Consider the following 12,273-nt stretch of genomic DNA (forward strand, 5'->3'; position numbering starts at 1 on the left):
GCACTTTTGCCGTTATCAAATTCTTTGAGAATGCCTGCTATCTGAGCAGGACTAAATGTGCTTTTTTTCATCTTTTACGGTTTTAAAATTAAACATTTTTGTCTTCTTTTAAACCGTACTGTTTTTGGGGGAGCTTACCCATGTGGTACCCGAATCGGAGTCAACAAAAGCGCAGTTGTGTTTTCACTACGATCCGGCTATCATATCTGTTGAAAAAGTACAGAATCTGGCAGAAGAGCGTGGGGCTAAAATCACTGAGCGATATAACCATTTACTGGTTGAGGTAGACGGCTTGCGACACCAACGCCAAACACGGCTGGTTGAGGCTTCCTTACAAGGTAAACAAGGAATTTTGTCTGTGGCTGCCTCATTACCCGGCATGCTATTAATTGAATTTGATGCCAAGGCAATTAAGGAAGAACAAGTGTACAGCCTGATAAAAAAGGAAGGGCTCAATGTAGTGAGCCCGAAGGTCAAAAAGACGGAAAAAAAAGCCGAAGCCCGGAAAGATGCAAAGCATGGTCATGAAAACGGACATAAACTCGATGATAGGCATGAACAAAAGGAAGACGTGCACAAACATGAAGAAGACGATTCGGATCACTCGCACGGCGGAATTTTTGGGAAAAACACAGTGCTTATATTCAATATTATTTGCGGAGCATTGTTGGGAACAGGATTTGGGTTATCATATATCACCGGAATCCCCCCAACCGTTCCAATTGGCTTTTATATTAGCGCCTATTTCTTCGGAGGTTTTTTTACAGCCAAAGAAGCAGTTCAAACCATTGCCAAAGGTGGATTTGAAATAGATTTTTTAATGCTGGTTGCGGCTATAGGCGCAGCTATTTTAGGAGAATGGGCCGAAGGAGCATTACTGCTTTTCTTATTTAGTTTAGGTCATGCATTGGAACATTTCGCCATGGAAAAAGCCCGGAAATCCATTGCAGCACTTGCAGCGTTAGCTCCCAAAACTGCTTTGTTAAAAACGGCTAACGAATTAAAAGAAGTGAAAATAACGGACTTAAAGGAAGGTGATGTGATCGTTGTAAAACCAAATACCAAAATTGCAGCAGATGGTATTGTGGTAATAGGAAATGGAAGTGTTAACCAGGCTCCTATTACCGGTGAAAGCATTCCTGTGGATAAGGTTGCTGTCGAAGAACCCGGAATCTCTATTGCCGAAGCAAATAAATTAGAAGCTAAATACAGGGTGTTTGCAGGAACAATAAACGGTGATGGATCCCTGGAAATAAAAGTAACCCGGCTGGCGGCAGATTCAACAATATCCCGGATTGTAAAAATGGTAAATGAAGCGCAAACACAAAAATCGCCCACACAACGTTTTACCGACAAATTTGAAAAATATTTTGTTCCTGCTGTACTCATATTGGTAGCATTACTATGTTTTTCATTTGTAGTAATAGATGAACCTTTCAGCAAAAGCTTCTATCGTGCAATGAGTGTATTGGTAGCAGCAAGTCCGTGTGCATTGGCAATTTCAACGCCCAGTGCGGTATTAAGTGGTGTAGCAAGAGCTGCCAGAGGAGGTGTTTTAATTAAGGGCGGTAAACCTTTAGAAGACTTAGGGAGCTTAACAGCAATAGCATTTGATAAGACAGGAACTTTAACCGAAGGAAGGCCAAAATTGACAGAAATAATACCTGGCGCCGGAATGAATGAGGATGAACTGCTGAAAATTGCGGTAGCCGTTGAAGCGCTGAGTGATCATCCCATTGCAAAAGCCATAGTAAAAAATGGCAAAGAAAGACTAAAAGGCCAGGATATTCCGCAGGCAAAAGACCTGGAAGCAGTGCTGGGTAAAGGTATTAAAGCAAGATTAGGAAACGATACGATCTATATAGGCAATCTTGCTTTATTTGAAAAGCTTGATGAAAATAAACCTGGCGACCGGGTAATCAATGACGTTAAAAGTTTAGAAACATCCGGCAGTACAACTATGATGGTGAGAAGAAACAATGATTATATTGGAATACTTGCCGTAATGGATACACCCCGGCAAGAGGCAAAGAGTTCACTGGATCAATTGAAGCAATTGGGTATTCGCCGTATGATCATGCTTTCGGGAGATAATCAACAGGTAGCAGAAGCCATAGCAAAGCAAACAGGTATCACCGATGCATGGGGTGGTCTTTTACCTGAACAAAAAGTTGAGGCCATTAAAAAATTAAAACAGGAAGAAGGTAAGGTAGCTATGGTAGGTGACGGTGTAAATGATGCCCCCGCCATGGCAAACAGCACCGTAGGAATTGCGATGGGAGCGGCAGGCAGCGATGTGGCATTGGAAACTGCTGATATTGCTTTGATGGGTGATAAACTTTCACTCCTTCCATTCGCTATTGGGTTAAGCAGAAAAGCAAGTGGCATTATCAAACAAAACCTGGTCATTAGTCTGGGGATGGTAGCCTTGCTTATACCTTTAACCATTTTGGGTATCGCAACAATCGGACCTGCGGTTATTGCACACGAGGGCTCTACCCTGATTGTTGTGTTTAACGCATTGCGGCTGCTGGCATATAAAAAATAAAACAGAGAAAAAAGGCTAACAGGTTACAAGTACGTTATCACAGAATTTTTTTGATACCGATAATTGATGATCCCTTTTTAGCGTAATCTTTAAAGAACCGTCAAAAGGGATTTTTTCGATCACTTTTATTTTTGTCCCAATACCTACGTTTATTTGTTGAAGGTATTGCAGAAAAAGAGTTGAACTATCCTTTACCCCAACAACCTGGCAGGCTTTACCTTCTTGAACTTCTGAAAGGATGGTTCTTTTTATCTCGTTTAATTCCCCGCTGGCTGAAGGGATAGGATCGCCATGCGGATCATATTGAGGAAATCCCAGGTATTTCTCCAGTCGTTGTATCAATTGTTCCGATTGAATATGCTCCAATTGCTCAGCTACCTCATGCACTTCATCCCATGCGAATTCCAGCTTGTCATGCAGAAAGACTTCCCAAAGACGGTGCTTTCGAACGATAAGAATAGCTACTTGCTTTCCTGCTTTGGTTAATTGAATCCTTTTATATTTTTCGTAGGAAATCAATTTTTTTTCAGTGAGCTTGCGAAGCATATCGGTAACCGTTGGTGGCTTTGTTTTGATTCTATCAGCAATCTCGCTTGTTGAAGTATCGAAAGATTCATTTCTTTCCGAAAGCGAAAAAATAGCCTTAAGATAATTTTCTTCTGTAAAGCTTAACTGTACGACAGGTTTCATCTGTTAAAGGTATAGATATTGGAGAAACTTTATATTTAGACTAATCTAACATTATTATTCGATTAATCAAAACTTATACTATATTTGCTGTAAAGTCCATAACATATGGGGAAGAAACAGTTGCTGGGGATACTTGTTCTTTCGGTATTAATTACCGGCATCATTTCCTGCGATAAATTATTGCCGGACACTCCTGCTGATGATGAGATACTTGATGGTCCAATGGAAGGATTAACACCTGAGCAGAGAAGAATTTTTTTGCGTGGAGATGTGGCTTTTAATGATGAAATATTCTCTGTAACTAATGGTCTCGGCCCCAGGTTTGTCGCTACTTCCTGCGGTTCCTGTCATGCAGGCGATGGTAAAGGACATCCTTTCACAACACTTACCCGGTTTGGGCAAAGTGATACATTGGCTAACGGGTTCCTTCATTTAGGAGGACCACAACTACAGCAACGGGCTCTTCCCGGCTTTCAACCTGAGCAAATTCCGGTAGGCGCTACCTTTTCTAAGTTTACTCCGCCTGCCAACACCGGGTTAGGATTACTGGAAACAATTACGGACGCCACTATACTCGCTTTGGCGGATGAAAGGGATGTTGATGGTGATGGAATATCCGGGCGTCCCAATTGGATAAACATACCTTCTTATTGCCTGCTACGTCCAGGCACAGTTGAACGCAATGGAAAATACATCGGACGCTTTGGGAAAAAAGCAGCTGTGTATGACCTTCTTCAGCAAACTGCCAATGCTTATAACCAGGACATGGGAGTTAATTCTACTTACGAAGCATACAATACTTATGACGGACTGGAGATTGATCCTGAAATTTCAAACCAAACCGTATTAGATGTAGTTTTTTATTTACAGACACTCAAAGCTCCCATCCAAAGAAATGAAAATGATGCGGATGTTATTGCAGGAAAGCAGCTCTTCATAAATATTTCATGCAGCAAATGCCATACACCACAACTTCAAACCGGACTGTCTTCCATAGCAGCTTTATCAAATAAAACCATCTTCCCCTATACCGATTTGCTATTGCATGATATGGGTCCGGATTTGAATGATGGCTATACTGAAGGAACAGCGTTACCAGCCGAATGGAGAACTCCACCTTTGTGGGGATTGGGCTTGTCTGAGAATTCACAGGGAGGACAACTTTTCTTAATGCATGATGGACGGGCCAAAAGTATTGAAGAGGCCATTCTGCTGCACGGTGGTGAGGCATCACAGAGTAAAATCAATTTTCAACAGCTTTCTTCTGCAGACAAAGTTAGAATTATCAAGTTTCTTGAATCCTTATAAGTTTCAAATATAGCATGACCAGAAAAGATTTTATTGTAAATACCTGCACCGCTTGTATATCTGCAACAGTGATTTCCTCCTTCCTTCCTTCCTGTACCTCCACCAGGTATATTTCTGGCAATCTCGCAAAAGATGGATTAACAATAAACAAAGATGAATTTATGATCAGGCAAAAAGGAAATATAGCTTATAGATCATTCATCATTGTACGGAATGATGCACTGCAATATCCTATCTGCTTATACAGGTTCAACGAACAGGAATACTCAGCTTTATGGATGAAGTGTACGCACCAGGGTACTGAACTACAGGCATCAGGGGATTTTCTGCAATGCCCGGCACATGGCAGTGAATTCAATAATAAAGGCCAGGTTACCAATGGCCCTGCCGATAATGGTCTGAGAACATTTCCTGTGACAATTACCAATAACGAATTATTCATAGACCTGAGAAAACAATCATGAAAAAGTTTTTCTTACTGCTTTCATTCGTTTTAGCATTGCGTATTGCTTTTGGGCAGATCGATCCTGAATTATTGAGAAAGCCTTTAAAAGACACATCCGGTTTACAATTGAATATGGATGCCGTATATAACCGTCCATTTATCCAGCTTGGAAAATTACCAGTGGCTTTGGGAGGTTATGTTGAAGCCAACTATCAATATTTAAGTGAGGATGGCGTGAGCGAAGGTCATCAGTTCCAGATGCGCAGATTAACACTATTTGTTTCCTCGTCCATTGCAAAAAGAATAAAATTTTTATCTGAAATCGAATTTGAAGATGGCACAAAGGAAATCAATATAGAATTTGCTTCTGTTGATTTTGAATTCGCTCCCTTACTGAACTTTAGAGGTGGCGTTGTGATGAACCCGATCGGAGGATTCAATCAAAACCATGATGGCCCCAAATGGGAATTTGTTGATCGCCCCATCTCTGCAACGCAAATGTTGCCCGCCACGTGGAGTAATGTTGGTTTCGGCATATTCGGAAAGAAGTACAAAAAAAACTGGGTATACGCTTATGAAGCTTATCTGACCAATGGGTTTGATGAAAGTATCATTTCAAATTCAGAGAATAAGACATTTCTACCCGCTGCCAAAGAAAATCGTGACCGCTTTGAAGAAAGCTTTAACGGAAGCCCTTTGGTGACAGGAAAAATCGCAATAAAAAACAGCAAAATTGGGGAGTTCGGATTATCCTATATGGGAGGGGTGTATAATAAGTTTAAAGATGATGGATTAATCTTAGACAAGAAACGGCGGTTAAGTGTGTTTGCTGTTGATTTTAACGCTACCATTTCAAAAACTAAAACTTTTATTAACGGCGAATGGGCATGGATAAACCTGGATATTGCTGACACATACACAGAACAATTTGGCCGAAAACAACAAGGGGGCTTTATAGATATTGTTCAACCCATTATCAAAAAACCCATATTTGGATTTGACAAAGCAGTTTTAAATGCAGCCGTACGATTTGAATATGTGGATTGGAATAAGGGGTCTTTTAAATCAACGGGACATAATATAGCCGACCATATTATTTCTGTAGTGCCGGCAATAAGCTGGCGTCCTGCAGGTCAAACAGTAGTGCGGTTAAATTACCGGTGTAACTGGCAATCTGATCTGTTGGGAAATCCTCCATCAAAGCTGGCAGGGTTTCAGTTTGGATTTTCAACCTATTTCTAGATCACCCGGGTTTCCTTATCACAACATCTGCGAAAGTTGAAGGATGGAAATATTGTTGAAACCAGAAAAGAAGGTCAAACAATTTATTGTTCTCTTAAACAGGAAAACATAAACATTTTAAGGCCATTCTTTATACACATCCATCAACAAACACAAAAACTGGAAACATATGATAAGCATGAAATTATACGGGATATTTACAAGTGCCGGAGTTCTGTCAGCTATTGCGGCTTCTCTTTGTTGTATAACCCCTGTGATTGCATGACTTGCTGGTAGCAGCAACGTTGCAGCTAATCTTTCATGGATGGAACCCAGCAAGGCAGTATTTGATAGGATGATCAATTGCTGTATTAGTATGGTATATCAAACTGAAACCAGTTAATACAAACGAGATGGATTGTAATTGCGAAACAACTATGAAGACTTCATTTCATTAGTTTAAGTTTTTTTTAGCGATAGTATTGTTTCTGCTTTGCTGATAATGGTTTTTCCGCTGTTTGCCCAACTGTTTTATCCAAAACCAAAAAGTCAGGTAACAGCAGTTGCCGCCGTGGATAACAAACAACAGGTAAAATTCACAATCCAGGGAATGACTTGTGAAGCTTGTGAGGAGCATGTAAACAATGAACTATCAAAAGTAGCTGGTGTATTAAGTCATAAAACCTCTTATGCCAACCGGAGCAGCTTAGTAGATTTTGATAGATCAAAAGTTAATGAATCTGCTATTGAAGCTGCAATTAATAAAACAGGTTACAAAGTAAAAAGTTATGTCCCCATAAATCTGCCTGGCTCAATAGATGCTGATAGCGCAGCTTGTCAAAAGGACAAATCCTGCTCAAACGAAAACGGCAAATCCTGCTGCAAAAAACAATAGGTTATGGAAACAACTGTAGTACTCCAATCAACAATTACCTGCCCACATTGTGGTTTTCAGAAAGAAGAAACAATGCCCACTGATGCTTGCCAATACTTCTATAAGTGTACAAATTGCTTAACAATTCTAAAGCCAAAGCAGGGCGATTGTTGTGTATTTTGCAGCTACAGCACTGTAGCTTGCCCACCAATACAGATGAGTAAACCTTGTTGTGCTTAAATATGAAAATGAGGAAAACCCCATACCTGCTTTTCCGCTGCTTCCATCGATGCAGCTCTTTCGCTTCCATTTCGCCAGCCTGACACTCCATTCAGGCTTGGCAACCTTTGCCCACTGCACAAACCTCCAGCGCATAAGGTTGACACAACCCTGAATTCCCAAAGGTTCATTACAGCGGTTGCTGCTATCTGTCATTCGCTACAAAGCAGCATACCCGGATTGCATTAAAGAGGACTTTTAAACCGGCTATCATTCAAGATTGAGATAAGATATTTAAAAGATCCGGCACAGTACACCCGTCTTATTTCTTTTACGCCTGCGGCAAATAAGCCGTGAGAACTGTGCCGGGCAATACCATTGGGAATTGAGATTGGCTCGCTGCTCACCAAACACAATTCCAGAAACCATAAACAATTGCTTTAGATTCCCTAAAAGAAGAGTATATCCTCATTCAACAAACCTTGCCGCAAATTTATTGTCCTGCTTTGTGCGGAACAAGGTCTTCGCCTTCGTAAACTACGGCTTGCCTCCGGTTTTCAAAATAATCTCCACCTGATTCCTCTTACACTATCCATCACTGGGTAGTATTTTTTTGAAAAACCTTGTTTCTCCTCCGCAGTCCTAATGCCTGGTCGCTATCGGTAAATGAATGAAGCGCTCTGCTGAATTCAACATTTATAAACAATTAAAATTTTGAGTTATGGAAATGACAGCAAGATTAACAGGTGATGCAAAAATCAGCACCCTGAAAAATGACAGGCAGGTAGTAAACTTTAGTGTTGCCATTAATGACAGCTACAAGGCCAAAGGTATTAGCGAAGTAACGAAGATTGTAACCTATGTGCAGTGTGACTATTGGGTAAACCCCGCTATTGCCCGGTATCTGACCAAAGGCATATTGGTAGAATTACAAGGGCGTGTTGGCGTAAACGCTTATACCGGCAAAGATGGTGAAGCGAAAGCCACATTAACCTTTCATGTAAATACCATTAAGCTGCATGGCAATGGTAAGCAGCAAGATAATAATGCCAAAATAGTACCAATGGAAGCAGATGTAAAAGTTCCTGCAGATGATCTGCCTTTTTAAACTTTTATACCAGCCTGATTGAGTTTCAGGCTGGTACTTTTTTCAAATTCAATTTTATGTAAGCAACAGACCACAGTAATACCACCTGTGGAATACAAATTAAAACCGGGTAATTCATTATGGCACATAATATCAATTTCAATGAACAAACAGGTAAGCACAGCTTTTTTTCAGTAAAAGAAAAAGCCTGGCATGGGTTGGGGCAAATAGTAGAAGGCTATCCCACAAGTGCCGAAGCGCTAAAGTTTGCAGGACTGGATTATACAGTAGAGAAAAGAACACTCTTTACCTATGACAACGAAAACCAGGTAGCGGATGAGGATATTGAAATCAAAATTCCGGAAATGGAAGTACCCAACTATTTTGCAACAGTTAGAACAGATAATGAAACTGTACTGGGTGTGGTAGGCAGGGATTATGAAGTGGTACAAAATACAGATGCCTTTAGTTTCTTTGATGCTATTGTAGATGGCGATGGTATCCAGTATGAAACTGCCGGCGCTTTAGGAAAAGGGGAGCGGGTCTTCGTTACCGCTAAATTACCAAACTATATCAGAGTGGGTAATGATGATTTGATTGAACAGTATTTATTTTTAACGACTTCTCATGATGGGTTCGGAAGTATTACCGCTGCCTTTACTCCCATTCGCATTTTATGCAATAATACTTTAAATGCCGCCCTCCGCAATTGTAGCAACGCTATAAAAATAAGACATACAGCCAATGCAAAAGAAAGACTGGAAGAAGCGTACAAGCTGATGGGCATTACCAACCAGTTAAGTATCCAACTGGAAGGTATTTTTAACCGATGGGCAAAGATTCGTATAACAGATTCCGAGGTAAAGAAACTCATTCAAATGGCTTTAGTGCCCAACAAGGAAGTGTTGCAAAATATACAGGCTGGTAAAGATGATGAATTATCCACCTGCTTTAAAAACATGACAGATGCCGCTTTCGAATATGCAATGACCAACGAAACCCAGCAGTTAGAAACTACAAAGGGTAGTTTGTTCGGTGCTTATAACGGAGTGACTGGTTATTTTCAGAATATAAGAACCTACAAAAACGATGAAGCAAAACTGAAATCATTGTTGTTTGGTGGTACAGGACAAATGCGGACACAAAAAGCATTTAACCTGTGTGAGCATTTTGCAAAAAGCGAAAGAATAGACTTTTTTAACTAATTTTAGAGAAAAGGGGCATTGCAAAATGCCCCTTTAAAATGCCTGTAAAGCTGCCCCGCAATATGGTGACAGACCTTGTAAAATGGCGGGGCAGCTTTGGTTATTTTGGAAATATTATGCTGCAACAGCGTAATATGAAATACTCAACAAACTATCTTTACTTCCTCCCAAAAAACTATCATTTATTATCAATAGCCAATTTTAAAGCCCGCAAAACAGGATTATTAACAACAGGAGTTGTATCAGGAATATCATACCAATTCCCCTCTTTTGTCTTGTATAATTTATAATTTTCCCCTTTACTGCCTGCGATGGAATATTCCTCCAGGACAGCGATAACAGCGCCTAACACATTGGTAATTTCAACTGGATTCACACTATACAAATACAGGCTGTTGTCTTCAAGAATTATTTCCTTATTTTTTACTCCGGTTAGCTCAGTTTCCATAATACAATAATACATTACCGAAGGTGTTGTGACAAACTTATTTGGTTAACATTATTAAAATACAGGAAAAACACCTGCTGCTTTTCGTTTGAAATTAACATTTCTATTATTACGCTTTTATATCAATGCACTTTTGGCAGTCGTTAAATAATTATTACCGGTTTTCTTAATAAGTTTTAAACTTATCCCTTCCTTTTATGGCTCCCAAAACTTAAGTTTTGAAGTATCTGTTATTTACGTAGCTATGCTGATTCCGCAAATAATATCCCTTTACTTGCTGCTATCGTTTATAAATCTTCTATCTCTCACCTGTTCGGATTTTGAACAGGTCATCTTTTGTTTTACAAATTAGTTTTGTGATAGCAAAAGACAATGAACTGTATATGTCGTTTTGAACAGTCAAGGTGTCTTTTAAAATTAATCTTTACATCAGGTGACGGGATTGCCCGCTTTGCAGCAATCGGCAAGATGTACGTTTGTTTAACAAACGGATCTTGCCCCTTACTCCGGAGTCGTAGGGGTCAGGGAAAAAATGATTTAATTGGTTATTGCGTAAATGAAAAGTGATGACAAAAAAGAAAAATAATCGTACCCGTTTTGTCGGACTCAGGTTTACGCCGGATGAATATAATAAGATAAAAGAACGCAGGCAAACCACTACAACAAAGCATGTAAGCGAGTATATACGCCGGGTTTTGTTGAATAAGGAGTTAACGGTAGGTATTCGCAATAAGTCCTTAGATGATTTTATGGCAGAAATGATCCTGCTGCGTGTTGAGCTAAACCATATTGGCACCAACTTCAACCAGGCGGTCAAAAAGCTCAACACACTCTCCCATATAGCAGAATTTAAAACATGGCTCTCTCAATATGAAAACGACAAGCAAAACCTGTTAAACAAAATCAACAGTATAAAAGAAAAGATCAATCAAATTTCCGACCAGTGGTTGCAGTAATCCATAGTAGTAATAGTATCCGCAGTGCACTTAATTATAACGAACAAAAGGTGCAACAAAAACAGGCAAAATATCTGGCAGTTTCCGGCTACCCAAAGGATTTAAAAGACCTGACATTTTCTCAGAAGCTATACAGGTTAACCCATCTTGCTTCGCTAAATCAACGGGCGAAAGTCAACAGTGTTCACATCTCTTTAAACTTTGATCCGGGTGAAAAATTGCCGGAAACAACGTTGGAAAAAATTGCTAATGTGTATATGGAGAAGATCGGATTTGGAAAACAGCCTTACCTGGTTTACCAGCATTTTGATGCAGGACATCCACACCTTCACGTTGTAACGACCAGCATACAGGCTGATGGAAAACGAATAGACATGCATAATCTTGGGAGAACTAAATCCCAGCAGGCAAGGGTGCAAATTGAAAAAGATTTTGGATTAATTGCTGCCGGTAGCCGGAAACTAAAAGAAGCTTACCAGCTCAAGCCAGTATCAGCCGAGAGAATTAAATATGGTAAATCAGATACACGCAGGGCCATTACCAATGTACTTGATGCAGTGTTAAACAACTACAAATTCAGTTCCCTTCCTGAATTGAATGCCGTACTAAAGCTCTATAATGTTATAGCTGACAGGGGTAGTGAAGATTCACGGACTTTTCAGAAAAAGGGATTGGTATACCGGGTGCTCAATGAAAGAGGAGATAAGGTTGGTGTTCCCATCAAAGCCAGTCTGATCTATAGTAAACCCACCCTGAAATTTCTTGAAACAAGGTTTGACTTGAATGAACCTTTAAAACAAAAACATAAGCAGCATACAAAGACAACAATAGATTGGGCATTGGAAAGGTTGACCAATCCCACTCTTGATAGCTTAATCAAAGCCCTGGAGAAAGACCGGATTAATGTAGTAGTCCGGCAGAATAAAGACGGTATCATCTACGGGATTACGTATGTGGATCACACAACTAAATGTGTATTCAATGGCAGTGACTTAGGAAAATCCTATAGTGCTAAAGGCATCCTGGAAAGGTGCAAAGCTATACCCGCCAAAATATCCACACTAAAAGCAAACATCTTACAACAACCTCAAATTACCACAGAACAAAAAAATATTGGGGTGCAGCAGGCATGGAATAGCAGTGCTATTGCTGTAAAGAAAACTGTAAATGATCCCGAAGAAATAATGCCTCCTGTCTCATCAACTAACTATACTCCTTACCAGCTTAAACGAAACAAAAAGAAACGAAAGAAAAAAAGATTGCGATTTTAAA

12 protein-coding genes are annotated in these 12,273 nt (G+C 40.0%); 10 read left to right on the top strand and 2 right to left on the bottom strand.

The features are described from left to right. Positions 1–124: 124 nt before the first annotated feature. On the top strand, positions 125–2,548 hold the full coding sequence (locus VL121_RS12695; RefSeq protein ID WP_325405827.1) for a heavy metal translocating P-type ATPase: 2,424 nt from the start codon (positions 125–127) through the stop codon (positions 2,546–2,548). Between the two features lie 15 nt (positions 2,549–2,563). Here the strand turns inward: VL121_RS12695 and VL121_RS12700 are convergent, their stop codons facing one another. Then, entirely contained in the window at positions 2,564–3,238 is a 675-nt protein-coding gene (locus tag VL121_RS12700) for a metal-dependent transcriptional regulator (RefSeq protein ID WP_325405829.1), read from the bottom strand. Between the two features lie 105 nt (positions 3,239–3,343). Here VL121_RS12700 and VL121_RS12705 point away from each other — a divergent pair, with 105 nt between their 5' ends. The 7 genes from VL121_RS12705 to VL121_RS12735 all read left to right on the top strand — a co-directional run bounded on the left by VL121_RS12705 (position 3,344) and on the right by VL121_RS12735 (position 9,597). Then, on the top strand, positions 3,344–4,546 hold the full coding sequence (locus tag VL121_RS12705; protein ID WP_325405831.1) for a di-heme oxidoredictase family protein: 1,203 nt from the start codon (positions 3,344–3,346) through the stop codon (positions 4,544–4,546). Positions 4,547–4,560: 14 nt separating this feature from the next. Beyond that, positions 4,561–5,010, top strand: coding sequence for a Rieske (2Fe-2S) protein (locus VL121_RS12710; protein ID WP_325405833.1), 450 nt, complete (start codon positions 4,561–4,563; stop codon positions 5,008–5,010). Then, positions 5,007–6,233: a hypothetical protein gene (locus VL121_RS12715; RefSeq protein WP_325405834.1), complete on the top strand. Its 1,227-nt coding sequence runs from the start codon at positions 5,007–5,009 to the stop codon at positions 6,231–6,233. The genes VL121_RS12710 and VL121_RS12715 overlap by 4 nt, the downstream gene beginning before the upstream one ends. Before the next feature lie 481 nt (positions 6,234–6,714). Continuing rightward, entirely contained in the window at positions 6,715–7,107 is a 393-nt protein-coding gene (locus VL121_RS12720) for a heavy-metal-associated domain-containing protein (protein ID WP_325405836.1), read from the top strand. Positions 7,108–7,110: 3 nt separating this feature from the next. Continuing rightward, positions 7,111–7,326 (top strand): GDCCVxC domain-containing (seleno)protein, encoded by a 216-nt coding sequence (locus tag VL121_RS12725; RefSeq protein ID WP_325405838.1) that lies wholly within the window; start codon positions 7,111–7,113, stop codon positions 7,324–7,326. A gap of 706 nt (positions 7,327–8,032) precedes the next feature. After that, positions 8,033–8,413, top strand: a complete 381-nt coding sequence (locus VL121_RS12730) for a single-stranded DNA-binding protein (RefSeq protein WP_325405840.1) — start codon at positions 8,033–8,035, stop codon at positions 8,411–8,413. Between the two features lie 119 nt (positions 8,414–8,532). Beyond that, the gene (locus tag VL121_RS12735; protein ID WP_325405842.1) at positions 8,533–9,597 is read left to right on the top strand and encodes a DUF932 domain-containing protein; all 1,065 of its coding nucleotides are present in this window, start codon (positions 8,533–8,535) and stop codon (positions 9,595–9,597) included. A gap of 178 nt (positions 9,598–9,775) precedes the next feature. Here the strand turns inward: VL121_RS12735 and VL121_RS12740 are convergent, their stop codons facing one another. Then, positions 9,776–10,045: a hypothetical protein gene (locus tag VL121_RS12740; RefSeq protein WP_325405844.1), complete on the bottom strand. Its 270-nt coding sequence runs from the start codon at positions 10,043–10,045 to the stop codon at positions 9,776–9,778. A 566-nt stretch (positions 10,046–10,611) separates the two neighbouring features. Here VL121_RS12740 and VL121_RS12745 point away from each other — a divergent pair. Together VL121_RS12745 and VL121_RS12750 are read left to right on the top strand one after the other, a co-directional pair. After that, positions 10,612–11,001 (top strand): plasmid mobilization protein, encoded by a 390-nt coding sequence (locus VL121_RS12745; protein ID WP_325405846.1) that lies wholly within the window; start codon positions 10,612–10,614, stop codon positions 10,999–11,001. Beyond that, the gene (locus VL121_RS12750; protein WP_325405848.1) at positions 10,989–12,272 is read left to right on the top strand and encodes a relaxase/mobilization nuclease domain-containing protein; all 1,284 of its coding nucleotides are present in this window, start codon (positions 10,989–10,991) and stop codon (positions 12,270–12,272) included. Before VL121_RS12745 ends, VL121_RS12750 begins: the two co-directional genes overlap by 13 nt. The last annotated feature ends 1 nt before the right edge of the window (position 12,273 follow it).

It is taken from the genome of Agriterribacter sp. (assembly GCF_035497235.1).
In the GTDB taxonomy this organism is placed as follows: domain Bacteria; phylum Bacteroidota; class Bacteroidia; order Chitinophagales; family Chitinophagaceae; genus Agriterribacter.